Source organism: Enterobacter cloacae complex sp. P2B (assembly GCF_014895985.1).
GTDB classification, from domain to species: domain Bacteria; phylum Pseudomonadota; class Gammaproteobacteria; order Enterobacterales; family Enterobacteriaceae; genus Enterobacter; species Enterobacter bugandensis.
In genome coordinates this window covers 114,097-137,067 of the sequence record NZ_JADBQQ010000005.1, presented here as the reverse complement: position 1 = coordinate 137,067, position 22,971 = coordinate 114,097, and the positions used below count along the sequence as shown (strand labels likewise).

At 54.0% G+C, this 22,971-nt stretch carries 37 protein-coding genes and 2 tRNA genes; 35 read left to right on the top strand and 4 right to left on the bottom strand.

Annotation, left to right across the window (positions count from 1 at the left end; genetic code table 11):
- Nucleotides 1-30 precede the first annotated feature (30 nt).
- The 4 genes from IM313_RS05030 to IM313_RS05020 all read right to left on the bottom strand — a co-directional run bounded on the left by IM313_RS05030 (nt 31) and on the right by IM313_RS05020 (nt 2,506).
- Nucleotides 31-228: a DUF1482 family protein gene (locus IM313_RS05030; protein WP_048207095.1), complete on the bottom strand. Its 198-nt coding sequence runs from the start codon at nt 226-228 to the stop codon at nt 31-33.
- Between the two features lie 290 nt (nt 229-518).
- The gene (locus IM313_RS22770; protein WP_370551892.1) at nt 519-770 is read right to left on the bottom strand and encodes a hypothetical protein; all 252 of its coding nucleotides are present in this window, start codon (nt 768-770) and stop codon (nt 519-521) included.
- Nucleotides 770-967: a hypothetical protein gene (locus IM313_RS22765; RefSeq protein WP_370551894.1), complete on the bottom strand. Its 198-nt coding sequence runs from the start codon at nt 965-967 to the stop codon at nt 770-772. The genes IM313_RS22770 and IM313_RS22765 overlap by 1 nt, the downstream gene beginning before the upstream one ends.
- An 846-nt stretch (nt 968-1,813) precedes the next feature.
- Nucleotides 1,814-2,506 carry a helix-turn-helix transcriptional regulator gene (locus IM313_RS05020; protein ID WP_023300413.1) on the bottom strand — a complete coding sequence of 231 codons (693 nt, stop codon included), beginning with the start codon at nt 2,504-2,506 and terminating at the stop codon, nt 1,814-1,816.
- A gap of 127 nt (nt 2,507-2,633) precedes the next feature.
- Here IM313_RS05020 and IM313_RS05015 point away from each other — a divergent pair, with 127 nt between their 5' ends.
- The 35 genes from IM313_RS05015 to IM313_RS04850 all read left to right on the top strand — a co-directional run bounded on the left by IM313_RS05015 (nt 2,634) and on the right by IM313_RS04850 (nt 22,970).
- Entirely contained in the window at nt 2,634-2,885 is a 252-nt protein-coding gene (locus tag IM313_RS05015; RefSeq protein WP_001514164.1) for a helix-turn-helix domain-containing protein, read from the top strand.
- A 29-nt stretch (nt 2,886-2,914) separates the two neighbouring features.
- Nucleotides 2,915-3,457 carry a toxin YdaT domain-containing protein gene (locus tag IM313_RS05010; protein WP_192971338.1) on the top strand — a complete coding sequence of 181 codons (543 nt, stop codon included), beginning with the start codon at nt 2,915-2,917 and terminating at the stop codon, nt 3,455-3,457.
- Nucleotides 3,458-3,542: 85 nt separating this feature from the next.
- Nucleotides 3,543-3,710 carry a hypothetical protein gene (locus IM313_RS05005; RefSeq protein WP_013095956.1) on the top strand — a complete coding sequence of 56 codons (168 nt, stop codon included), beginning with the start codon at nt 3,543-3,545 and terminating at the stop codon, nt 3,708-3,710.
- Nucleotides 3,697-4,782 carry a replication protein gene (locus tag IM313_RS05000; RefSeq protein WP_192971339.1) on the top strand — a complete coding sequence of 362 codons (1,086 nt, stop codon included), beginning with the start codon at nt 3,697-3,699 and terminating at the stop codon, nt 4,780-4,782. The genes IM313_RS05005 and IM313_RS05000 overlap by 14 nt, the downstream gene beginning before the upstream one ends.
- Nucleotides 4,779-6,152: a replicative DNA helicase gene (locus IM313_RS04995; RefSeq protein ID WP_063850938.1), complete on the top strand. Its 1,374-nt coding sequence runs from the start codon at nt 4,779-4,781 to the stop codon at nt 6,150-6,152. The genes IM313_RS05000 and IM313_RS04995 overlap by 4 nt, the downstream gene beginning before the upstream one ends.
- 4 nt (nt 6,153-6,156) lie before the next feature.
- Nucleotides 6,157-6,456 (top strand): protein ren, encoded by a 300-nt coding sequence (locus tag IM313_RS04990; protein ID WP_192971383.1) that lies wholly within the window; start codon nt 6,157-6,159, stop codon nt 6,454-6,456.
- Complete coding sequence (locus IM313_RS22510; protein WP_226837327.1) at nt 6,453-6,890, top strand: hypothetical protein; 438 nt, start codon at nt 6,453-6,455, stop codon at nt 6,888-6,890. Before IM313_RS04990 ends, IM313_RS22510 begins: the two co-directional genes overlap by 4 nt.
- A complete protein-coding gene (locus tag IM313_RS04980) occupies nt 6,887-7,114 on the top strand; it encodes a hypothetical protein (protein ID WP_192971340.1) in 228 nt (75 codons plus the stop codon). The genes IM313_RS22510 and IM313_RS04980 overlap by 4 nt, the downstream gene beginning before the upstream one ends.
- Nucleotides 7,111-7,695, top strand: a complete 585-nt coding sequence (locus tag IM313_RS04975) for a hypothetical protein (RefSeq protein WP_192971384.1) — start codon at nt 7,111-7,113, stop codon at nt 7,693-7,695. The genes IM313_RS04980 and IM313_RS04975 overlap by 4 nt, the downstream gene beginning before the upstream one ends.
- Nucleotides 7,692-8,357: a hypothetical protein gene (locus tag IM313_RS04970; RefSeq protein WP_192971341.1), complete on the top strand. Its 666-nt coding sequence runs from the start codon at nt 7,692-7,694 to the stop codon at nt 8,355-8,357. The genes IM313_RS04975 and IM313_RS04970 overlap by 4 nt, the downstream gene beginning before the upstream one ends.
- Before the next feature lie 193 nt (nt 8,358-8,550).
- Nucleotides 8,551-9,006: a YbcN family protein gene (locus IM313_RS04965; RefSeq protein WP_023277185.1), complete on the top strand. Its 456-nt coding sequence runs from the start codon at nt 8,551-8,553 to the stop codon at nt 9,004-9,006.
- A complete protein-coding gene (locus IM313_RS04960; RefSeq protein ID WP_032652810.1) occupies nt 9,006-9,176 on the top strand; it encodes a NinE family protein in 171 nt (56 codons plus the stop codon). Before IM313_RS04965 ends, IM313_RS04960 begins: the two co-directional genes overlap by 1 nt.
- Nucleotides 9,169-9,801, top strand: coding sequence for a recombination protein NinG (locus IM313_RS04955; protein ID WP_192971342.1), 633 nt, complete (start codon nt 9,169-9,171; stop codon nt 9,799-9,801). The genes IM313_RS04960 and IM313_RS04955 overlap by 8 nt, the downstream gene beginning before the upstream one ends.
- Nucleotides 9,798-9,914: a hypothetical protein gene (locus tag IM313_RS22505; protein WP_094881377.1), complete on the top strand. Its 117-nt coding sequence runs from the start codon at nt 9,798-9,800 to the stop codon at nt 9,912-9,914. The genes IM313_RS04955 and IM313_RS22505 overlap by 4 nt, the downstream gene beginning before the upstream one ends.
- The gene (locus IM313_RS04950; RefSeq protein ID WP_192971343.1) at nt 9,911-10,600 is read left to right on the top strand and encodes a bacteriophage antitermination protein Q; all 690 of its coding nucleotides are present in this window, start codon (nt 9,911-9,913) and stop codon (nt 10,598-10,600) included. Before IM313_RS22505 ends, IM313_RS04950 begins: the two co-directional genes overlap by 4 nt.
- Nucleotides 10,601-11,025: 425 nt before the next feature.
- Nucleotides 11,026-11,100 (top strand) — tRNA-Thr (locus tag IM313_RS04945).
- Between the two features lie 2 nt (nt 11,101-11,102).
- Nucleotides 11,103-11,178, top strand: a tRNA-Arg gene (locus IM313_RS04940).
- A 470-nt stretch (nt 11,179-11,648) separates the two neighbouring features.
- Nucleotides 11,649-12,050 carry a putative holin gene (locus IM313_RS04935; protein WP_001514183.1) on the top strand — a complete coding sequence of 134 codons (402 nt, stop codon included), beginning with the start codon at nt 11,649-11,651 and terminating at the stop codon, nt 12,048-12,050.
- Nucleotides 12,047-12,322 carry a phage holin family protein gene (locus IM313_RS04930; RefSeq protein WP_192971344.1) on the top strand — a complete coding sequence of 92 codons (276 nt, stop codon included), beginning with the start codon at nt 12,047-12,049 and terminating at the stop codon, nt 12,320-12,322. The genes IM313_RS04935 and IM313_RS04930 overlap by 4 nt, the downstream gene beginning before the upstream one ends.
- Before the next feature lie 3 nt (nt 12,323-12,325).
- Nucleotides 12,326-12,766, top strand: coding sequence for a lysozyme (locus tag IM313_RS04925; protein WP_192971345.1), 441 nt, complete (start codon nt 12,326-12,328; stop codon nt 12,764-12,766).
- Nucleotides 12,763-13,149 (top strand): DUF2570 domain-containing protein, encoded by a 387-nt coding sequence (locus tag IM313_RS04920; RefSeq protein WP_192971346.1) that lies wholly within the window; start codon nt 12,763-12,765, stop codon nt 13,147-13,149. Before IM313_RS04925 ends, IM313_RS04920 begins: the two co-directional genes overlap by 4 nt.
- A gap of 355 nt (nt 13,150-13,504) precedes the next feature.
- A complete protein-coding gene (locus tag IM313_RS04915; protein ID WP_192971347.1) occupies nt 13,505-13,711 on the top strand; it encodes a hypothetical protein in 207 nt (68 codons plus the stop codon).
- A gap of 3 nt (nt 13,712-13,714) precedes the next feature.
- Nucleotides 13,715-14,353, top strand: a complete 639-nt coding sequence (locus tag IM313_RS04910) for a putative metallopeptidase (protein ID WP_192971348.1) — start codon at nt 13,715-13,717, stop codon at nt 14,351-14,353.
- 32 nt (nt 14,354-14,385) lie between these two features.
- Entirely contained in the window at nt 14,386-14,865 is a 480-nt protein-coding gene (locus tag IM313_RS04905; RefSeq protein WP_022651005.1) for a DUF2280 domain-containing protein, read from the top strand.
- Entirely contained in the window at nt 14,852-16,336 is a 1,485-nt protein-coding gene (locus tag IM313_RS04900) for a DNA-packaging protein (RefSeq protein ID WP_192971349.1), read from the top strand. The genes IM313_RS04905 and IM313_RS04900 overlap by 14 nt, the downstream gene beginning before the upstream one ends.
- A gap of 36 nt (nt 16,337-16,372) precedes the next feature.
- Nucleotides 16,373-16,552, top strand: a complete 180-nt coding sequence (locus IM313_RS04895; protein WP_116339176.1) for a hypothetical protein — start codon at nt 16,373-16,375, stop codon at nt 16,550-16,552.
- A 68-nt stretch (nt 16,553-16,620) separates the two neighbouring features.
- Complete coding sequence (locus tag IM313_RS04890) at nt 16,621-17,970, top strand: anti-CBASS protein Acb1 family protein (protein ID WP_192971350.1); 1,350 nt, start codon at nt 16,621-16,623, stop codon at nt 17,968-17,970.
- Entirely contained in the window at nt 17,930-18,856 is a 927-nt protein-coding gene (locus IM313_RS04885) for a phage minor head protein (protein ID WP_192971351.1), read from the top strand. Before IM313_RS04890 ends, IM313_RS04885 begins: the two co-directional genes overlap by 41 nt.
- Before the next feature lie 2 nt (nt 18,857-18,858).
- Nucleotides 18,859-20,124 (top strand): hypothetical protein, encoded by a 1,266-nt coding sequence (locus tag IM313_RS04880; protein WP_192971352.1) that lies wholly within the window; start codon nt 18,859-18,861, stop codon nt 20,122-20,124.
- A gap of 12 nt (nt 20,125-20,136) precedes the next feature.
- Nucleotides 20,137-20,586: a hypothetical protein gene (locus tag IM313_RS04875; protein WP_192971353.1), complete on the top strand. Its 450-nt coding sequence runs from the start codon at nt 20,137-20,139 to the stop codon at nt 20,584-20,586.
- Between the two features lie 17 nt (nt 20,587-20,603).
- On the top strand, nt 20,604-21,680 hold the full coding sequence (locus IM313_RS04870; protein ID WP_192971354.1) for a major capsid protein: 1,077 nt from the start codon (nt 20,604-20,606) through the stop codon (nt 21,678-21,680).
- Between the two features lie 9 nt (nt 21,681-21,689).
- Nucleotides 21,690-21,983 carry a hypothetical protein gene (locus IM313_RS04865; RefSeq protein ID WP_016245425.1) on the top strand — a complete coding sequence of 98 codons (294 nt, stop codon included), beginning with the start codon at nt 21,690-21,692 and terminating at the stop codon, nt 21,981-21,983.
- A gap of 62 nt (nt 21,984-22,045) precedes the next feature.
- On the top strand, nt 22,046-22,447 hold the full coding sequence (locus IM313_RS04860; RefSeq protein WP_192971355.1) for a hypothetical protein: 402 nt from the start codon (nt 22,046-22,048) through the stop codon (nt 22,445-22,447).
- The gene (locus IM313_RS04855; protein WP_061351789.1) at nt 22,447-22,620 is read left to right on the top strand and encodes a hypothetical protein; all 174 of its coding nucleotides are present in this window, start codon (nt 22,447-22,449) and stop codon (nt 22,618-22,620) included. The genes IM313_RS04860 and IM313_RS04855 overlap by 1 nt, the downstream gene beginning before the upstream one ends.
- Nucleotides 22,620-22,970, top strand: coding sequence for a hypothetical protein (locus IM313_RS04850; RefSeq protein ID WP_058648025.1), 351 nt, complete (start codon nt 22,620-22,622; stop codon nt 22,968-22,970). Before IM313_RS04855 ends, IM313_RS04850 begins: the two co-directional genes overlap by 1 nt.
- Nucleotide 22,971 lies beyond the last annotated feature (1 nt).

The following is a 22,971-nucleotide window of genomic DNA, read 5'->3' as shown; positions in this document are numbered from 1 at the left end:
AAAGCCAGGCCGATCGGTTGAATAGGGTGGTTACTGCTGCGCGATGGATTTCGCCGGGAACTCGCCGTTGCGAAGGATGCTTTCTACCGGCCAGCATTCAGCTGTTACTTTCTGTTCTGTAGCTGCCTGGCTGCATTCCTGTTGGCTGTCGTATACGCCGAGAATGACATCCTGATAATCACCGTTGGTCATTGCCACGGTCAGGACGAGCGCGAATAAAGTTTCCATCAGTGAAGAGTCCTCCCGATGGCGACGGCGTAAAGGCGCTTTGCTTCTTCCCACGCCGGAGCATTGCGATGAAGCACCGCGAACGAAGCGAGTCGTTGGGCCTCTCTGATCTGCTGCTGGTTTACCATGATTACCTCTTAGCCTTATCGCGGCGAACGGAACAGTTAATACAAGACTTCAACGCATTTATTCAGTGTTTCAATGGGCGGTGGATGGCCGCCGGTTGTCATAACTAAGCAACCTCTGTGAAGTTGCTGAGGTATGGCCGATAAAAAACCCGCCGGAGCGGGTTACTTAATTAGTGAGGCTGCGTATTCGAGGAGATAAAGCTTTGGGGCCAGCCAGATTTTTAGCCACGTCAGGTCAGATAAGATGACGAAGGAGATGACCGAATACAGGAACATAATGGTGCCAAAAAATACTGAGGAAGCACTGATAGTGCCGTCTTTGTCCCAGACCAATGTAGGTCTATATTTTGGCTTGCCGCGTTCCCATGAATATCCCTCTTCGCCATAAACTCCGTCCTGCTCGCGCTTCATCATTACCCTGAAGAATTTTTCGCAACCGGGATAGTCGCCAGAATAACCAGTGTGAGCATCATGCTTTTGGTGAATTTCCATACCAGCAACTGATGCACAACTTCCGGAATCTGCGCCTGGCTAAATGACACCGCAGCATCGATGCCATTCGCCGCTTTCTGTAATAGCTCAACGAGAATTTTGTTCGCTTGTTCGTTCATAATTGCCCCTGTAGTTACCCGTTGATGCGGGAGAAATGCTTTGGTGCTGGCTCCCCACAATGAAGCAGGGAAAGCCGTCATCGCCTTGGTGAGCCATTACCTCACCAACTAGCTGATAACCGTCTGCCAGCCCAAAGCACTTCGCCACACTCTCGCAGTGGCCGCGCTCATGCCCTTGAGACTCCGTCGCTCATCGCCGCTCATAACCGGTGCGCGTCTGGCGTTCGCGCTGCTTTACCGGCACGTCTTTTTTCTATTAACCCTACCCAGCGCGCACTCCACCTTTGACGTGGATCTGGCTAGCCATGCTTCGGCTATTCGGGTCAGCACCAGGTGCTGAATTGGCACTACTTGCCGCGGTCTATCCGCTTTACTGCTACATAACCCACCTCACTAGTTGATTTATGTTTGATAATCATTGCGCTTCGCACCTCTCATCCAGCCAGTGTTGCCCGTTCCCACGCCTTTATCGCTCTCGCGAGGGGGTAGCCTCACACCGACCGGATCGCGCCCGGTGCTGCGCCGAATTTTTACGTTGGGGTCTAAACAGGATTACCGAGTGCTGTTCCGACTTTGCATGTTGTTAAAAAGCAGGCGACTTGCTGTCCGCCGCTGGCTAACTTCGCTCAGCTGTCGATGTTTCGTTTCGATGGACTAACAATAGCTAAAGCGATTATTTGAGTCAATCGCCAAAACGATATTTATCATCGATAAAGCGATAATGCATTGAATGTTAAAGCGATATTTTTTTATTTTCTGAAGAAAAAAGTGATAAGGATTTGGTTTTTAGAAGGGGTGAGAAAGAGAGGATGGATCTGCGGATAATAAAAAACCCGCCGGAGCGGGTTATGCGAATCGTTTATAGTCGACTGACTGTCTGAGTAGTACCTTTGCCATGACGTAGAACGCGTCCTCGTCCTCTGGCTCAACGTACCACTTCTCGTAAATGGGGTTGTCGGATATTACTGCGAGACGGTCACGCTGCATCTGAAGTCGCTTAACATGCAGTGTTTTGCCGAAGACGAAGACATATACCCCGTCACCATCAAAATGCGTAACGCCGGTATCAACGAAGATCTGATCTCCAGGCGAAATGGTGCCATCCATACTGTCACCATTAACGGTAATGACCTTAACGTGTGTAGCTGGCCGGTTGCCAAACAGCGCTCGCGCCTGCTCATTCGTGTATTCGATGGCCCGGATAGTTTCAATGAAATCGCTGGTGACCAGTGTGCCCGGCCCAGCACTGGCTTTAACGTCGAGTACATCCACGCGATAAATCCCATTCAGTGACGGCTTAACCTGGTATAGCGCAGTTGACTCCCTGGCGCCACCGGCAGCCATTTCCCCCTCACCAGTAGAAAGCCATTCAGGGCGAACACCAAGTACAGAGGCAATCTCAACGGTTTTTCGAGAGCCTTTAGCATTCTTTAGTAACTTATTTACGCTGGACTGAGCCATGTCGACCTCTTTAGCTAATCGACCCTGTGTATATCCAGCGTTTTCCATTGCCTGCGCTAAGCGCTCCGAGAATCCCATATTCACCTCTGTTAATGACTTCTTTAACTCTATCGCTCAAGCGATTATTTAGCAAAAAATCGCCTATGCGATTGACATTCGCTAAAGTGATAACCATAATCGCTTTTAACTGATAGCTGAGGTGATTATGAAGACCCCAACAGTAGAGAAGAACTCCGCAGTAGAGAAAGCGATCGCCATCGCTGGCAGCCAGAAAGAACTGGCAAAACGTTGCGGCAAAGCCCAGTCCACTATCTGTGACTGGCTTAACGGAAAGAAACGCATCTCCCCGGTTCACGTTCCTGAACTGGTGAAAGCGGTTGGTGGTGAAATCCAGGCTCACGAATTCCGCCCGGACCTGCCGTCCATCTTTCCACACCCTGACAACCATGCCGCTTAACGGCGGCCTTAACAACGAAAGGGAAAGCAATGCATTCACTTGCGTATCAACACAATACCGGAATACACCCGGGAGCGGTGATAAACCGCGCTCAACCTAAAGCGGCGCCAGACCACGAAAAGATCCGCGATGCGGTCCGGGCATGGTCATCGGCGCTGGACAACCAGGATGTGGTTTCGGCGCTGATCATCAACGAATACCGGGAGCATGGCGGGACCGCCATCAGCTTCCCGGAAGACATCAGCCGGGCACGCCAGAAACTTTTTCGCTTTCTGGATAACCGTTTCGACTCTGAGCAGTACCGCGAGAATGTTCGGCAGCTGACACCGGCAATCATGGCGGTCCTTCCGCTGGAATACCGCAACCGCCTGGCACCACAGAACGACACGATGTCGCTGATCGCCTCTGCGATGAAAGAGTGTGCCGAGGCTAAACAGGCAGTGCTGCTGGACGCTCCAGAGCATCAGAAGCTGAAAGAGGTAAGCGAGGGTATAGCGTCGCTGTTCCGCCTTATGCCGGAACAGGTAGGGCCGCTGATGACGATGGTGACGTCGATGCTGGGGGTTATGTGAGAGGCACCAGAAAAGAAAAAGCCCTTGAAGCGGTAACTTCAAAGGCCCTTATCACACTGTGTTACGCCAAGTAACGGGAGTAAGTATGTCAAAAACTCGCAAAAAGTACCAGGAAAAAGAGGAACGTCGCCATCCAGATTCACCAGATGGCCTGGTTGTCGCCGCCTCAAAAAACAGGGCGTTCGCTGAGCGCTTCGTTGGCATGGCAAGACTGGCACTGATTCAGGCAGGGGTGAAGCATGGGCGTCGTTAAGCATTTAGCAGACTACAGGCCGCCGCTGGAGGTCGTGGAGCATCGTGTGGCGCAACTGGAAGATGGGTTCACTCGCGTTGCGAATGAGCTTCTTGATGCCGTTATGGCTTCAGGTTTGAGCGAAACTGAGATGTGCATTGTGCTGGCAGTCTGGCGCAAGACATACGGCTTCAATAAAAAAATGGATTGGGTCAGCAACGAGCAATTGGAGCAGATGGTTGGTAAGCACCACACGCATTGCTCTACTGCAAAAAATCTGCTGATCAGCAAGAAGGTATTCATTCAGGAAGGCCGCAAAGTTGGCATGAATACCAATGTTTCCGACTGGAAAACGAAGGTTAACGGATTCTGCAAAACATTAGCTAAACCTGCTAAGAAAACATTAGCGGAAGTTGCTAACGGAACTAAGCAGAAGGTGCTAACCACAAAAGACAATAATCAAAATACAGAAAAACAAGATCCCCCTAAATCCCCCCAGGGGGAAAACTCACTCGCTCAGGAAGTGATGGATTACTTCAACGAGCTAACGGGTAGTCGTTGTGCTGCACTGGCGCCTTTCGAGAAAGCTCTCTCCACGGTGAAGAGCAAAGACCAGTGCTACACCGCTGAAGAGCTGAAACTCGTTATCCGCTGGGCCCATGTGAACTGGGGTCACAGCTTCAAGCCAGAGAACCTGTGCCGTATGACCCGCTTTGATGGATACCTGTCAGACGCCCTGATATGGGCAGATGGTCATGGAAGCAACCCGAAAGCCTGTCCGCACGAAGAGATCATCAAGCTCTGGAATGAAAAATTCCCTTCGAAGGCCGTTTCACTGCATGAGTGGAACCGCCGCCGTCCGGCCTATCGAGACCTGGAAGCTGTGTGGAACGGCAAAACCACCCAGGGCAACTGGCGAGAACTGAAGCACATGGGAATGGCCTTCGAGCTGATTAGCAAGTCTTCCCTGTTCGGCACCAGAGGCGATCAGCCATGGCTGACTCTCGACTGGATACTGAATCCGAAGAACTGGGGATCTGTCTACGAGCAGGCCATCAACGAGCACCGTGAGCGCAAGGGAGTCAAAGCATGAGCCGTTTTATTGATTTATACGTTGAGCAGGCCGTCATTGGCGGAATAATGCTTGCAGCAGGTCGCGCAGATGGCGCCGACATGGCTACCGATGCGATTGAGGGTCTGACTGAGGACCACTTCACAGCAACGCCCCATAAAGTGGCTCTGCGGTCATATAAGCGACTCAACGAATCCGGTTCGAAGATAGACCTGCTTACGTTGACCAGCGATCTTGAACAACTCGGGGTTCTTGAGAGTGCGGGTGGGTTCGCTTACCTGGCTGAATGCAGCAAAAACACTCCGTCTTTCGCAAACCTTGCAGCCTACTGCGAAAAGCTTCGGGAAATGTACCTTGGTCGCCGTATGACCCTGGCGTTACAGGTTGGGATCCAGAAGTTGTCCGAACCAACGACCGAGGGTATAGCAGACATCATTGGCAACATTCAGGCCGACATCTCTGGGATTGAGCACAGCGCTGACTACGGAACTGAACACATCACCACTGGCATCGACATGTCGCTGGAAACAATCCAGGCGATCATCAATGGCGACATCTGGAAATACAAAACAGAGCTCGGCATGTCGACTATCGATAGCGCTTTCGGAGGATTCAACAATACGGATTTTATCGTCGTTGGCGGGCGCCCTGGCATGGGTAAAACGATGTTTAGCACCACAGTGACAGAAACCGTAGGCCTCAAAAACAAAAAACCGGTGCTGTTCTTCAGTCTCGAGATGCCAGTGGAACAAATCTCTGAGCGAGTAGCTTTCCACCGGGCGCGGGTAAGCAAAGAAGATCTGCTGAGCAAGGTTAGCGGGAAAATGGACGAGGCATGGGGGAAGGTTAGTCACTGCATGAAGGAGTTCATCGACTCTCCGATCTACATCAATGACAAGCCATCCCTAAGCGTTCACCAGGTGCGTGCGGAAGCGCGGCGTATGAGCAAGAAGTTGGGCGGACTGGGCGTGGTAATCGTCGATTATCTCCAGAAGATGCGGATGTCAGACCCGGAGAACATGAACCGCAGCGTAGGGGAGATCGCCACTGGCCTGAAGAACCTGGCGAAAGAATTGCGTTGCCCGGTCATCGCTCTGGCCCAGCTGAACCGAAACCTTGAACAGCGCGCTAATAAGCGTCCCGTAGCGGCAGACCTGCGAGAGTCTGGCGTCATTGAGCAGGAAGCAGATGTGATCTTCATGGTGTATCGGGATGAGAAGTACAACGAGAACACCGAGCTGAAAGGCATCACCGAAATCATCTGTGTGAAGTCCCGCCATGCGCCGGGGGCAGAAAAGACCTACCACTTCAGCAGCCGCTACTCCGGCCTGGACCCGGTAGATTTCACCTACAGCGGCCAGATGCAACAGGAGGCTGACTATGAGTGCTAAGACGATGAAAGGCAAACAGGCAATTCTGCGTTATCTCGAAACGCACCGGACCTTCACCGCGAAGGATGTGGCCACAGAGTGCGGCATGACCATCAACTGCATCACGAAGAACGCCATCGATCTGGAGCGGGCCCGCAAGATTGTCCGTGTGAGCAAGGTATGGCGAACGGTGACTTATCGCCTGGCGACGCCGGAAGAGCAGGACGGCACCGCGCGCAGCTGTACCAACGGAATATTTCAGGAGTGCCGCAACAGCGCGGCGATGAAGCGAGTATTGATGGTTTGGGGGAGGGTAGGGGCATGAGCGTGAAACGTTATGACATTGGCACTTTTGGCGGCATGAGCATGGAATCGAGCAGTGATGGAGCTTACGTTCATCACGAAGACTACGCCGCACTTGAAGCCAGATGCGCTGCGCTGGCTGCGGAACTGAGTGCAGTCGAAGCAATCCACAACGAGGCAGTGTTCATCACAGACGATCGCTATGAGCAGTGCCCACCGGAAGTGCAGAAAATGATTCGTTCACTGGCTGTGCTGCAGATTCCAGCTTATCAGTCTTTCCTGGCTGAAGTGCGGGCGCAGGGTGTGGAGATGTTTGCGTTGATGTTCGCTGAAGAGGCTATTAAGACCAACAACATCACAACCGGATGGAGAGCTAAGGCCAGCAGAGCAGCATCTGAATACGCTGAAGCCCTTCGAGAGGATGCCGCCCAAATTCGCAAAGGAGTGCAGTCATGAGCAACGAAGCAATGAAAATGGCATTAGCAAAGCATTTGACGATTGCTCTGCAAAACCTCGGTGCTCCTGTCGAATTGCTCTGCATCGTTGGGAGCTACGGAGATACACAGGCTGACTCTGACATTCTTGAAATGCTGGAACAATACAACGAGCGCGGCACCTGCATGGAATTTATTATCTCGCCTGCCTATGTCTGGAATCCGCCAAAAGGAGCAGCCCAATGAGCAACATCGACAAACAGGCTGTGCAAGCAGTTGCTGATTTGAAAGCTGGTTACACCCTAGGTCACGCTGATGTGGCAATCTTGAATGAGCTGGTGCGTATCGCGCTGGCATCGCTCGAAGCGGAGGCTGTGTGCGTCATCGACCAGCCCAATCTTGATTATCTCAAATCAGGCTCTGATGCCGATGTATGGCCAGCATCCAGAACGGAAATGGGTGATGTGCTTCTGTATCGCTCCGCCCCGCCAGCGCCGGTATCTGTGCCTGAATGTTTCAAGCGCCTTCTCCACCATGCTTACGGCATGACAATGGGGCATGACTGGAACAAAGGGACTATGGCTGGACATCACCGCGCCAAGCTGTGTCAGGCTGTTGATGAATGCCGCGCCGCCATGCTTCAGGGTGCCGAACCTGTAACGACGGCTTATAAGTTGCCAGAGGGGTGGGTGGCGGTGCCGGTTGAGCTCACTCAGGATATGCGTGCAGCATGGGATTCAGCGCCAAACACAGACGATGATGACCATAACATGCAGGCTGCCTACCGCGCGATGATTGAAGCAGCACCTAAGCAGGAGGTGAAGTGATGCCTTGGCACTCACCTGAAACTGACGCCATTCTCGAATCCATGCCGAGAAAACAGAAGCGGCAGAAGTTGATCTACAACGTAGCCGAAAACGATGCAGAGTTCTGTATCGGTTGCATTATGGACGGGAAAATCATTCGTCATGGAGCTTACGCAGCATGGATTAACATGCTTCAGCGCTGTTATGGCGAATCATATCGTAGCGCACGTAAGCAATATCTTCAGGTATCACTCGACCCTGCCTGGCATAAGTTTTCTGCTTTCTACGCCTGGTGGAAGCCACGATATAGGACCGGATGGCATCTCGATAAGGACCTCCTTATCCCAGGAAATCAGGTTTATGGGCCATCCACATGCGTCTACATCCCTAAAGAGCTGAATAACTTCACCGTTGGGAGAGATTGTAAACGAGGTGATTTACCAATAGGGGTAGGCTGGGATAAGCAGCATGGTAAATACATGTCCAGGGCCAATGACAGCAAGGGGAAATATTTATTCCTCGGTCTTTACGATGATCCGATGGAGGCGCATGAAGCATGGTTCTTTAAGAAGCTTGAGATAGCTCTGGAATACAAAGGGCTATGCGACAGCATACACCCCGATCTTTACCGAGGCGTTCAGAGAAAGTTGCTGTTTATCCACCGGGAGCAGTTGGCAGCTTAGGCAGTGATTCTTGATAATCATTTTTCAAAAGTGATGCTATAATTAAGTCGCAGTTGGTCTGAACAGCCGGTTGCGACTTCTGCGCATTTAAGGGGACTTAAATGCGACCACAATCTGAACTCCTCACATTGTCACAGATGCAGAAATGCACCTGCGATTTTCTGCATTCTGCGGTTTCCGTCAAGGAGGCCGTATGACTCTGCCAGTAGACGGTATCAAACTCCATCGCGGCAACTTCGCCGCCATAGGCCAGCAGATTCAGCCATTGCTGGATGCCGGGCAATGTTTCCGCCTTCAGGTTAAGCCATGGCGCGAGAAGCGCAGCCTGTCGCAGAACGCGCTCAGCCACATGTGGTACACGGAAATCAGCGAGTACCTGGTTAGCTCCGGACGTACCGACGCAACTCCGGAGTGGGTTAAGCGCAACCTCAAGAAAACCTATCTCGGCTGTGAAGAGGTGACCTACACCGACTTCATCACCGGTGAGAAAACCACGACCTGGGAGCCACGCCACACCGCCGACCTCGATACAGGCGAAATGCATATCTTCCTGGTGAAGGTTGAAATGTGGTGCGCCCAGTTCGGCCTGGCCCTGACAATTCCGAACGGTTGCGAATACCAGCAGCTGCGCGATAAGCAGGAGGCGTGATGTCTACTCCACTATCCCGCGTCATCACCAACGAAATCTTCCGCGTTCCGGCGCGCCGACAGCGCAAGCCTGCGGTTAAGCCGTCCGATATCCCGACCTTGAAAGGCTACACCGCCCGCCTGGTGGATCAGAAATGGCTGCGTCTCGCGGCACGGAGGAATCATGCGTAAACCATCCCGCCGTAAGTGCAAAGTATGCAGTGAATACTTCGTGCCGAAATTCCATGACATCCGGATCCGCTGGTGCTGTCCGGAGCACGGCACAATCCTCGCGATGGAAGAACGAGAAAAGGAGAAGGTGAAAGCCGCGGCTAAGCGCATCAAGGAGCGCAAAGAGAAAGAGCGGGCGGATCGCCGGGATCTGAAAGCGAGAAAGGTGGCGCTAAAAACGAAACCGCAGTGGAGGGCTGAAGCGCAGGCGGCTTTCAACCGGTACGTCCGTCTGAGGGATGCTGGCAAGCCATGTATCAGCTGCGGCAGGATGCCAGAGCAGAAGTTTGGCGGAACCATGGACTGCGGCCACTACCGCACCCGTGGAGCTGCCGCGCATCTGGCTTTCAACCTTCACAATACCGCAGCTCAGTGCGTCTATTGCAACCGTGATCGGGACGGCGCGCAAAAGGCATTTGAACAGGGCCTTATTGAGCGCATTGGTGCCGAAAAAGTTGAGGCGATAAACAACGACAATTCCGTCCGCCGGTTCGACATCCCATACCTGCGGCGCATCAAATCCATCTTCACCCGTAAATCCCGCGCGCTGGAAAAACGCCGTGCCCGCCGACAGGAGGCAGCATGAATCACGCCGACTTCCTCCGGTACCAGGCAGAAAGCGTTAAGCGCGCTAATCTGCCGCCAGTAGCAAAGCACAGCCAGACCAAAACAAACCAGCCACATAAGGAAGCCGCATGAACAGTCAGCAACTGGAATACGTACGTCAGCAGCTCATTGTGGCGACCGCAGATCTGAGCGGGGCGACGAAAGGGCAACTGGTAGCTTTCGCCGAGAATGCACAGTTCACCGCGACGGCGCGCAGTCGGGGACGGAAGAAAATAACCGACCCGGTCACCGGCCGGAAGGTTAACCCCGACGGCCCGGCGATGAGCGGCAGCCAGTCCCGCGCCAAGGGATCGTCTATCGCGTTAGTCAGCCCGGTTGAGTTCGTCACCGCCTCATGGCGCCGCGCTGTTCTGTCGCTGGAGGAGCACCAGAAAGCATGGCTGCTGTGGAACTACAGCGAGAACATCCGCTTCGAGTACCAGGTGGCGATCACCCAGTGGGCATGGGCTGAGTTCCGGGAGCAGCTCGGAGCGAGGAAGGTGGCGAGCAAGACGATGGAGCGCCTGAAGAAGCTGATATGGCTGGCGGCGCAGGGCGTCAAAGCTGAACTGGCAGGGCGTGAGACGTACGAATATCAGGTGCTCGCGGAACTGGTGGGCGTAACGCCAAAGAACTGGTCAGAAACGTTTACGGACCGCTGGGTGGAGATGAGACGTATCTTCCTTCGCCTGGACAGCGGTGCTTTGTTGCAGGTTAAGCGATCACGTTCACAACAAAAGGCGACAAATTTCGATAGAAGTCTTGCAAAACTGGATTGAAACGCATATATTTCATGTAAATCTGATATTGTGCCATTGTTGTATGCATTGGCGGTATCAAACACTTCGTTAAGAGGTTGAGATGGAAGTAAGCCAGCTTAAAAGACCCATGCACCCACTCAAGGTAATAGAGGAGTGGCGTAAGGGTTGCTCCTACAGCATCGGTGATGACGGAAAGCCAGCTCACCCATCCAACTGCGAAGAGTGTACCGAAGCAGCAATGAAGGCGATCGAGGGTTGGTTTAAATCCTCAAGTGAGCCTGAATGGGGTGACTGGAAACCAGCGCCTTAACTACAAAGAATAAAATTACCCGCCTCGCCATCGTGCGGGGCTTTTTCGTTTCATGGTCAGAAGCACAGCGGTTGTGCGTTCGGCTGTTAACCGAATGGTCGAAGGTTCGAATCCTTCCTGTCCCGCCAAATTCGCCGGTCTAGTTCAGTGGCAGAACGGCAGCCTTGTAAGCTGCGCGTCAGAGGTTCGATTCCTTTGCCCTGCACCAATTTGCCTGTAGCTCAGAGGAAAGAGCAACCGCCTTCTAAGCGGTTGGTCGCTGGTTCGAATCCAGCCAGGCGAGCCATCAGCAAAACAAGTCGTCATCGCGGCGGCTTTATCTTGCATCAGGTGCATAACTGAATTCGCGAATACGTTATGCCGTCCGCTCCACGAAACGGAGTGCACAACAGGAAAGAGCATTGAACAAGGCGAAAACCGGTAGACGCGACTAATGCCATCCGGGCGTCCAGTGCTCTATCCGTTGTGGTGTAACTCAATTCCCGCTTGCGGGTTGAATGGGTAGAGTAACGCATCAACCGGTTATCCGGCAGGGCAGGCATGATGCTAATGCTGAACCTGAGTATCGGTTCGAGTCCGATCGCCACACACAGAACCCACTACCTGGGACCCTTCGGCCATAGAGTCGACATTGCCTTACCCTCACATTGCCAGCCTGTCGCTGGCTTTTTTATTTTCAGGCTCCGGGAACCATCCTCGACATGCCTTCTTGTTAAATCGTCCCGAGGGCCTGAACCAACTACACACGGAATAAATATGTCTGAGACCTTCACTATCGTAGGCGTTGGTCTTACATCGTCATCAGTCGGTGTAACCTTTGCCACGCTGTTTCCGGAGGCGACTCCAGCAGTGATGCTCGGATCACTCGCCGGAACGGCGCTATACGTTCTGACCTCAGATCCCCATCAACTCTGGAAGCAGGCTATCTTTGCGCTGATATCGTTTATCAGTGGGGTGTTCTTCTCCGTACCCATGGCGAAAATCATGGCCGGAATCATCAACACGCCGTTAAGCCTGATGAAGCCACCGGCCAGCATTGAGGTATCGCCAGCTGTCGGTGCAATTGTCACTGCTTCCATTTCCGTGGCAGTCCTGCTGCGTATTCTCCGCAAATCCAAAAGCGGGAAGATGCCGGGGCTGGGGGAGGAAGATAAATGACATGGCAGCTTCTTCTGATGGATGCAAACGCCATAGTTTGCCTTTTAATCATGGTCAGGCTGATGTTTTTCCGGAAAGAGGGAAAGCGTCATCGCCTGAGTGTCGCGGTACTGGCCTACTTGGTCATCCTTGCCGCCGGATTCAACGCCTTCAACATTCTGCTCGGCCACTACGTACAGGTTAACCTCGGCGATCTGCTGCTGAACTCCCTCATCTGCATGGCGGTGTGGCTGGCGCGTGGAAACCTTGCGAAGGTCGTTATAACGGAGTAGTCCATGCATACCAGCGAAAAGGGCATTGCCCTGATCAAAGAGTTCGAAGGCTGCAAACTCACAGCCTACCAGGACAGTGTCGGCGTCTGGACGATCGGCTATGGCTGGACTCAGCCTGTCGACGGAAAACCAATCCGCGCCGGGATGACGATTAAGCAGGAAACGGCAGAGCGTCTGCTGAAGGCCGGGCTGGTCAGCTATGAAAGTGACGTGTCACGACTGGTTAAAGTCGGTCTGACTCAGGGGCAATTTGATGCCCTGGTGTCGTTCACGTATAACCTCGGCGCCCGGTCATTGTCGACATCTACTCTCCTGCGAAAACTCAATGCCGGAGATTGCGCTGGCGCTGCCGATGAGTTCCTGCGCTGGAATAAAGCTGGTGGGAAGGTGCTGAATGGCCTGACACGTCGCCGTGAGGCAGAGCGCGCTCTGTTCCTGTCGTGATTGGTGCACTGGTCAGGCGTTACTGGTTGCAGTTGCTGGTGGTGGCTGTAATCGGCATGCTGGCGCTCTTCGTGAACCACTACCGCGACAACGCCATCACCTACAAAGACCAGCGCGATAAGGCGACGGTCCGGGCAGACAAATCGGAGGCGATCACCAACAACGTGATCACCACGATGAACCTCATCCGTGACATATCACAGGCTACCCAGAATGCAAAGAACGAACTGGCCCAAAAAGGCGAGACGCGCATTGTCTACATCAGGCAGGCGCTTGAAGGCGATCCGTGCGCTAACCAGCTTGTTCCTTCTGCCGCTGCTGACAGCCTGCGGGAATACGCAGACAGTTTACGTTCCGGCCCCAGTGGTGCCGATAAGCGCTGACCTGACCACAGACACGCCGATCCCCGGAATGGCGGTTCCGTTCACGTGGCAGGCAAGTCTGGAGTTAAACGCTCAGCTCTACACGGCGCTGGGGCAGTGCAATCTGGATAAGGCGGGGATTAGAAGTATTGAAGAACGCCGTAGTGCTTTGCAATCAACAGGCAAATCAGAGAAATGATCGCATTGATGCCGTCGGCATAGGCCTTTGCGAGTTCGAAAAATTGGTTTTGGGACATGTTACCTCCTATAGGAAAATCGAGTCAGTCGACCCCTGCTCCTACAGTGAGTGATAAGTTATATTCTCATGTAGAGGAAAATTAATGCGACATCCCTCAAGCTCATTAAGAGGCTCTCAATGTCCGACATCTACCAAATCACGCTAATCACCCAAACAGATGAAACCTTCACGGGCAAGATGTCTCGGCGTCAGCCTGAACTGGTTAACGGCTTTGTGCCGCTGGCGAACGAGGATGGTGAGTGGCTGTACTTCATCCCAACTGACGTGAAGCGCATGAGATTCACGCCAGTATCAGCAGAGCAGACCGAACAAACTACGGAGTAACCCATGGTTAACGATGACGAGCGCAGGCCATACCCGCCAGTTAACTTCATCGACTCCGAAAGCTGGCAGCCATACACCAGGCTGATCCCCGCTAACGAAGTGCATGAGTGGATAAACCGCCAAATCCTCAGCGATACCGGCAGCATCCATAACCCTGACCATGAGCACCTGCTTGAGGCTGATCTCTGCTTCATGTGGGCGTCCGATTCGTTCGCGAAGAAGGGCCGCTACGTTCTCGGTCAAGCCGAACAGGTAATGCTCCGCGCCGGTGGATGGCAGAAAGCCAGAATGGAACAGCAGATGCATGAATGGTTCGGGCGAATACCGAATTTCATCATCACGCTGGCAGCCGATTACTGCTCACAATGCAGTGACCTCGAGTTCTGCGCACTGGTAGAGCACGAGCTTTACCACATCGCTCAGGCCACCGATGATTTCGGCGCGCCGAAGTTCAACAAAGAGACCGGGCAGCCAGTGCTTACACTGCGCGGCCACGACGTCGAAGAATTCACTGGTGTCGTACGTCGATACGGTGCCAGCAAAGAAGTACAGGAGCTCGTTGATGCGGCAAATGCGCCTGCAGAAGTGGCTCACATCGATATAGCCAGGTCATGCGGGACGTGCATGTTAAAGCTGGCCTAACAATATGACTGATTATGACAGGCAGGTAATCTATGGCGACACTGAAAGGTGAGGTCAAAGCCTTCATCGTTCAGTCCCTTGCCTGCTTCGATACCCCATCCCAGGTGGTTGAGCTGGTCAAAAAAGAATTTGGCCTGAGCATCACTCGTCAGCAGGTCGAATCTCACGACCCGACGAAAGCAAACGGCAGGGGGCTGGCGCAGAAGTGGGTGGACATGTTCAATGCCACCCGCGAGCGCTTCCAGAATGAAATCTCCGATATTCCGATCGCCAACAAGGCATACCGACTCCGCGTTCTCGACCGTATGGCAACGCGCGCCGAGGGCATGAAGAACCTCGCGCTTACGGCAGAGATCATCGAGCAGGCGGCGAAGGAATGCGGCGATGCCTACACCAATAAGCACAAGTTTGAACATTCCGGCCCTAATGGTGGCGCCATCCAGACGATCACCATGAGCAAAGAGGAATACAAATCCGCACGGCAGGAGATGATGGAGGATGACGACTGCTGAGCAAAAGACATTTGCCCGTAAGGTTGAATGCGAAGAGGACGGGCTCTATTACGCGCGCTACTTCTTCAAGCAGCGCACCGGCGGAAAGATGATTGTCGCGCCGCACCACAAGGTGATTCAGCAGACGCTGGACCGCGTCATTGATGGTGAGATTCAGCGCCTGATCATCAACGTCCCGCCTGGGTACACGAAAACGGAACTGGCGACCATCAATATGATGGGCCGAGGGCTGGCGCTGAACTGCCGGGCCCGTTTCATGCACCTGTCCTATTCGCATAACCTGGCGCTGCTGAACTCCTCAACCGCGCGCGGCATGATTAAGTCGCAGGCCTACCAGTCGATGTGGCCGATGTCGTTGCGCGATGACGCAGACAGCAAAGCAATGTGGTGGACCGAACATGGCGGCGGCGTTTACGCGTCATCAGCTGCGGGGCAGGTTACCGGCTTCCGTGCCGGCCATATGGAGCCGGGTTGGCAGGGCGCGCTGATTATCGATGACCCTGTTAAGCCGGATGACGCTTACTCTGAGATCGTCCGCGACGGCGTGAACAACCGTTTCAACGAGACAATCAAATCACGACTGGCGATCGAGACGACGCCGATGATTGTCATCATGCAGCGGATCCATTACCACGACCTGAGCGGCTATCTACTGCGTGGCGGGAGTGGTGAGAAGTGGCACCACCTGAATCTTCCGGTGATTATCGACAACAGTCAGCCATACGCTGCGCAGTACCCTGAAAACACCCACGCTATACCGATTGACCATGGCTTGCCTGACGGCTGGCTGTGGCCTTTTAAGCACAATGAATCGCACCGCGTATCGCTGTTCTCTCACCGGCGCACCGCAGAAGCTCAGTACATGCAGAAGCCACGCAGGTTTAATGCTGAAGGAGCCCTGTGGACAGAAGTGATGATCAGCGCGGCACGCGAGCTACAAATTCATCACGGTAAGGTTCGCACAGTCGTGGCGATTGACCCACAGGCAACAAACAGCGACGAGAGCGATGAAACAGGCATTGTCGCTGCCAGCTTATATGGTGCCGGTGACAAAAAGCAGTTCTCTGTGGATGGCGATTACAGCGGAAAATATTCACCTGCTGGATGGGCCAAGAAAGCCATATCGGCCTATGAGCAACACGAAGCTGACGCGATAGTCATCGAGACGAACCAGGGCGGAGACATGGCGGAGGAGACACTCCGCAACGCCGGGTTCAAAGGTCGCATCATTCGTGTCCATGCCAGCAAAGGGAAGTATGCCCGCGCGGAGCCGATATCCGCGTTATACGAGCAGGGCCGTGTGGCTAATCACGGCAACCTCTACGTGTTGGAGAACCAGCTGATGGAATACATACCCGCCACCGCTAAGAAATCGCCTGACCGCCTCGACGCGATGGTTTACGCGCTGACAGAACTGAATGGATCGCAGCCTGTTGGAATGATGATTCCAAAACGTCTGCAGGGCCGATAAGATGCTTATTCACTTAAATTAGCAAATGGATCGGCCATGAAAATCGAATTTGATGAAGTTGCTGAAGGGCAGGTAAGAGCCACCCTTACACTGAAACGTGTCCCTGGCGAATGTGTACGTAGTTACGGGGTATTCGCAGAGGATGAAGAAACCAGTGCAAAACAGTTACTCGCTTGGATGAAAGAAGAAGGTAAGGTGCCGGAAGATTTCGAGTAAAATTACACAAAACACATGGTCGCCACGGCGGCCTTTTTTATTGCCATAAATCCACCAACGGACAATCCATGACTGACAAATTGACTCTCGCCGTCAACCATGCGTTGAACGATGCGCTGATGGCGCGTGCCCGAATGGGGCTGATGGCACCGACGATGGGGTTGGACAATAAGCGCCATTCCGCATGGTGTGAGTATGGCTTCCCTGAGCAGGTAACCTACGAAAACCTCTACGCACTGTACCGTCGTGGTGGAATAGCCCACGGTGCAGTAGAGAAGCTGGTGGGCAAGTGCTGGCAGACTAACCCGGAAATCATTGAGGGTGATGATGCCGACGAGAGCAAGGATGAGACTACCTGGGAGAAGATCACCAAAAAGGTTTTCACAAAGCGCCTATGGCGGGCCTTTGCTGAAGCTGACCGCCGCCGCCTGGTCGGTCGCTATGCTGGCATCCTGCTGCACATCAATGATTCCAGAGAGTGGGACCAGCCGGTTGTTCGTGGGAAGTCACTAAAAAAGGTGACGATCGCATGGGCTGGGTCACTAACAGTTAGCGAGTGGGTTACTGACCAGAAATCGGCAGATTACGGCCAGCCAAAGCAGTGGAAATACGTTGAGAGCTTGCCAAATGGCGGGACAAATAAGCGCTTCGTACATCCCGATCGCGTCTTCATCCTTGGTGACTATTCTAATGATGCTATTGGCTTCCTTGAGCCTGGCTATAACGCCTGCGTCAGCCTTGAGAAGGTCGAGGGTGGTTCTGGTGAGTCATTCCTGAAGAACGCCGCGCGGCAGCTTAATGTAAATTTTGAGAAGGAAATCGACTTCAACAATCTCGCGTCACTTTATGGCGTGAGCATTGACGAGTTGCAGGATAAGTTTAACGAAGTTGCCGGGGAAATGAACCGTGGTAACGATGTTCTGATGACAACCCAAGGGGCTACAGTCACACCACTGGTCACAGCTGTAGCGGATCCGTCAGCGACCTATAACGTCAACCTACAAACCTTCGCTGCATCTGTTGATATCCCTGTGAAAGTTCTGGTTGGGATGCAGACGGGTGAAAGGGCAAGCACCGAGGATCAGAAATATTTCAACGCGCGCTGCCAGTCACGCCGCGGTGACCTGTCATTCGAAATTGAAGACTTCAGTGACAAGCTCATTGATCTGAAAATTATTGATGCAGTCAGCGAGAAGACGGTTATCTGGGATGACCTCAACGAACAGACTGGAACTGAGAAGCTCGCCAATGCAAAAACCATGGCTGAGATTAACCAGACGTTCCAGGGCAGCGGAGAAAATCCGGCATTCAGTCGCGAAGAAATTCGCACAGCCGCCGGTTATGAAAACGTTGATGAATTCCCGTTAGGAGAAGAGGATGGCGACGAAGAAGACGAAGCCACCAATTCTACCGCGTAACTATCAGGATCCGACCGGAGCCGATGCGCTGGAACGCCGGGCAATGAAAGATTTCGCCAGGCGGATGAATAAGATTGGTAAAGCGTACAAATCAGCACTCGACAAAATACCTTCCTCCCTCGCAGTAAACGCCAGATACGAATACCAGCTAAACCCAACGCTACTCTCCATCATCCTGAACGATGCCAGTTACCTGGTGGATCAGGTGCTGCTTGAAGGTGGCGATTACGACCTGTGGTTTTACGAGTACATCGATCTGGCATCGGAGAAAGGGACCGGACAGTCGTTCTACAACCTCAGCCAGCAATCCCCGGTGTACGCCGCCGGGCGTGAGTCGCTGACGTCCATCCTCGCAAGCGACCCGTACCAGCAACGCATGGCGCTGGTGCATGCCCGTGTGTTTGAGGAAATGAAGGGACTGAGTGCGGAAGTTAAGCGCGACATGGCGCGCGTGCTGACTGATGGCGTGGGCCGTGGTCTCAATCCGCTGGACATTGCCCGCAACCTGACGGACCAGGCCGGTATCGAGAAACGCCGGGCGAACAGAATAGCGCGTACAGAAGTGACCACCGCGCTGCGCAGGGCTAAGTGGGATGAAGATCAAGAAGCGAATGACCTCTTCGGCCTGAAAACGCTGCTGGTTCACATCTCGGCACTCTCACCGACAACCCGACACACCCACGCAGTGCGCCATGCCCACCTCTACACCAATGAAGAGGTCCGTGACTGGTACAGCAAGGATGGCAACTCCATCAACTGCAAATGCAGCCAGCAGTCGGTGCTGGTGGATGCGGACGGTAAACCGGAATACCCGGACACCATCACGAAACTCAAACAGGAATATAAATCGATGCAGGCGCGCGGTTACGCCTGGGCGGAGAAATAACTATGCCTATGCAGGTCAACATCACCACGAAGGTGAACAGCCAGTCTATCCGGCGCGAAACATACAACGGGCGTGAGCATCTGGTGCTGCCGAGCTACACGCTGCCAGCAAACGTCGTCATGAATGGCGGCTTGTACACGCAAGAGCAAATCGACGCCCACTATAAGGGGCTGGAAGGCACCCTGGCACCGCTTGGGCATCCTCAGGTTAACGGTCAGTTCGTGTCTGCTTTCTCCCCAGAGGGGATTAACGCAGGCCATATCGGCGCGTGGAACCGCAACGTTAAGAAGTCCGGTAATCGCATCTACCTCGAAAAGTGGGTTGATGTGGCCCGTGCCAGTGAGTCAGAAGGCGGTAAAGAACTACTTGAACGTGTCGCTGCTATTGAGCGTGGTGAAGACGTTCCGCCGATTCATACCAGCGTCGCCGCATTCCTTGACCAACTCGAGCCCAACGAGCAGCAGCGCGCAACAGGTGCGGAGTGGGTTGCCGACATCCATGGCATGGACCACGACGCGATCCTGCTGCACGAAGTCGGAGCCGCCACCCCTGAGCAGGGCGTTGGCCTGATGGTTAACGCTGATCTGGCTCAGCCGCTTAAAGCGAACTCAGGCGCGCTGGTGGGTGAATCATACCGGGAGCGTGAACAGCGCCTCGATCGTGCAGCCAAAGCTAAGTTTGCGCCGGGTACGGATGAATATGCCTGGGTTGCTGACTTCACTGACTCGCAAGCGGTAATCATCAGCAACGGCGGAACCGCTGAGGTGTTTGGCTACAGGTCTGAGGGGGGCGTTATCACCTTCGACGATGCCGGAACCGCAGTAGCGCGCCAGGAATCGTGGGTGGCCGTCGTGGCCAACAAATTCAAAGCTCTATTCACACCGCAGGAACAGCCTGCACCAAACCACAAAACGGAGGGCGACATGCCTTTAACCACTGAAGAGAAACAAGAGCTGATCAGCGAAATCGGTAAAGGCCTGGCCGCTAACTTCGCCGATGCCCTGAATCCGATTAAGGATGCGATCACCGGTCTGCAGGCCAATCAGGACAAGCTTACCGAAACCCTGACTGCTAACTCTCGCGCCGAAGAGAAAACAAAGCGCGAAGCGGTTGCGAAGGTCCATGGCGATATCGTGGCCAACGCACTGTCAGGCGAAGCGCTGGACGCCATGTTCAAGTCGCTGGGCGAAGCTGCTCCGCTGGGTGCTAACAATGCACAGCAGCACAAAGAAACCGGCGCACCTGCCGCTGACGAACACTTCAAGTAAGGAGCCGGAATAATGCCTCGTTATCGTCGCGTTAATATCGACGGTCAGTCTCTGTACAAGACCGAAACCCGCACTACGGCCGCCGCGCTGCTTCCCGGTACTGCGGCAACTATCAACTCATCCGATAAATTCGCCCAGGCCACTGCGCTAAACGGCCGCCTGTACATCATCGATGTTGGTTATCACCAGGGCTTAACAATCACCGAATCAATCCCTGCCGGTGATTCTGCTGTCGGCAACTACGTCGAAGAAGGGCGTGAGCTGGCATTACGTTGCCTGCCTGGCGCGTATAAGAAAGACAGCCCGATCAAGCTGGGCACAGCTGGTCAATTCACCCTTGCCACCTCCGACACTGATTCAGTGATCGGCTACAGCCAGGATGAATATACCATCGCAGCCAGCACCACCGACTTCATTCGCGTGCGCATGCGCGTTGGCACTGTCGCCGCAGCTGGCGCGTAACAAAAGGACAAACACATATGTACTTCTCTAAAGAGACGCTGGCGACTAACTCCCGCCTCGGCGGGCACTGGAGCGAGCTGTGGGCAAACCGCAACATGTGGAACCTGCAGAACGATTCCATCATCGCGGCTAACCGCGCAATCATGACGCCTGATATGCTGGCTTGTAACGCTGTTGGCGGCTTCTCCCGTGACTTCTGGGCTGAGATTGACAACCAGGTGCTGCAACTGCGCGATCAGGAAGTTGGCATGGAAATCGTGAACGACCTGATCGGCGTTCAGACCGTGCTGCCGGTCGGTAAAACCGCCAAGTTGTATAACGTGGTTGGCGACATCGCTGACGACGTGTCAGTAAGCATCGATGGTCAGGCGCCATTCTCCTTCGATCACACTGACTACGCGAGCGACGGTGACCCGATTCCGGTGTTCACTGCTGGTTACGGTGTTAACTGGCGTAATGCTGCTGGCCTGAACTCTGTGGGTATTGACCTGGTGCTGGACTCGCAGATGGCGAAGATGCGCAAGTTCAACCAGAAGCGCGTTAACTACTACCTGAACGGCGATTCAAAAATTCAGGTTCAGTCCTATCCGGCGCAGGGCATCAAGAACCACCGCCACACCAAGAAGATAAACCTCGGTTCTGGTGCTGGTGGCGCAAACATCGATCTGACCACCGCTGACATGACCGCGATCTTTGCATTCTTCGGTAAAGGCGCATTCGGCACCACCGCACGCACGAACAAAGTCGCCGCATACGATGTGATGTGGGTTTCCTCGGAAATCTGGGCAAACCTGGCGCAGCCTTACGTGGTGAATGGCGTTGTAAGCGGCACTGTGTTGCAGGCTGTTCTGCCGTTCGCGCCGGTGAAGGAAATCCGCATGAGCTTCGCGCTGACCGGTAACGAGTTTATCGCGTACGTTCGTCGCCGTGACGTAATCTCTCCACTGGTGGGTATGGCTGTAGGCGTTGTTCCGCTGCCGCGTCCACTGCCTAACGTTAACTACAACTTCCAGATTATGTCTGCTGAAGGTCTGCAAATCACCGCAGACGATCAGGGCCTGTCTGGCGTTGTCTACGGCGCTAACCTGGCGTAAGGAAACAGCATGGCTAAATACGAAGTTGTGCGCCCATGGTTCGGCGTGAAGGTAGGACAGGTGGTGGAGTTGAAAGAACTGCACCCGGCGCTGAAGTCTAACGTCCGTCTCATGAATGGTGAGGCAGGCGGAGAACTTACCCCATCTACTCCTGATGCCGGTACCGGTGAGAAATCTCGCAAAGAGATTATTCAGGGCCGCCTTACTGAGTTGGGTATTGAGTTCAAAGGCAATTTGGGCGCTGAAAAGCTCAGTGAGCTGTTGCCTGATGGCGAGCTCGAAAAGCTTTTCCCTGCTGAATAACAGCCGCCGCTAAGGCGGTTTTTTTATGCCCCGCTCCGGCGGGGTATTTCACGGAGTCGATAATGGTAACTCTCGAACAGGCGAAGGAGTATCTGGAGAGCCAGGGAATTACCATTCCCGATTTTGTTCTTCAGGCTCTCGTCGACCAGGCCAACAGCATTCAGGAGTGTCTCGATGCGCATTATCCGGCATCGACAGCTCTGCTGATTCAACTCTATCTACTGGCGCTTATGGGGCTCGGGCAGGGAGATAAATACATCTCCAGCCAGACGGCTCCGAGTGGTGCGTCTCGCTCGTTCCGTTATCAGTCGTTTGCCGACCGCTGGAAAGCCTCCGTGAACATGCTGCGCGGGCTGGATAAGTACGGCTGCGCCACCTCTCTAATTCCTGCTGACCCTACCGCCGCCCCGGCATTCGCTGGTATCTGGATCGGGAAGGGCGGCTGCATGTGCGGGGATAAGTGATGACGTACAAATCAGTTAAGCACGGGCTACCGCGTTCCTTCACTCGCGTATGGGTGATTACCGACACAGGGCGGGAGACTACTGGCTACGTGAAATCGGACGGTGAGTGGCACATCAACTGCCCGCGCATCCGGGCGACTGGCGCGAAGGTGCTGCGCTGGAAGGAGGGCTGATGTCATCGGTAGCGAACTGGAGCTATACCGCCACGGCGACCATCTGGCGAAAGCTGGAAGGTAATGACGAATACGGCGATCCGCTGGGCTATGCCGAACCTGAGCAAATCCTCTGTGATTACGAGGGCGGGCTCAGCAAGAAGTTAGCCAGCCTGGGCGCCGAAATCGTCGTGAAGAACACCGTCTGGACGGAGTTCGCTCTGGCCGCCGCGGGTGATTATCTGCTGATTGGCGTGTCTACCGAACCCGACCCGGTCGTGGCAGGTGCCGACGAGGTGCGGCAGGTTATCCGTTACGCCGACACGTTTGAACGACTGGCGGATGATTACGCCATCCTGACCGGAGTGTAGC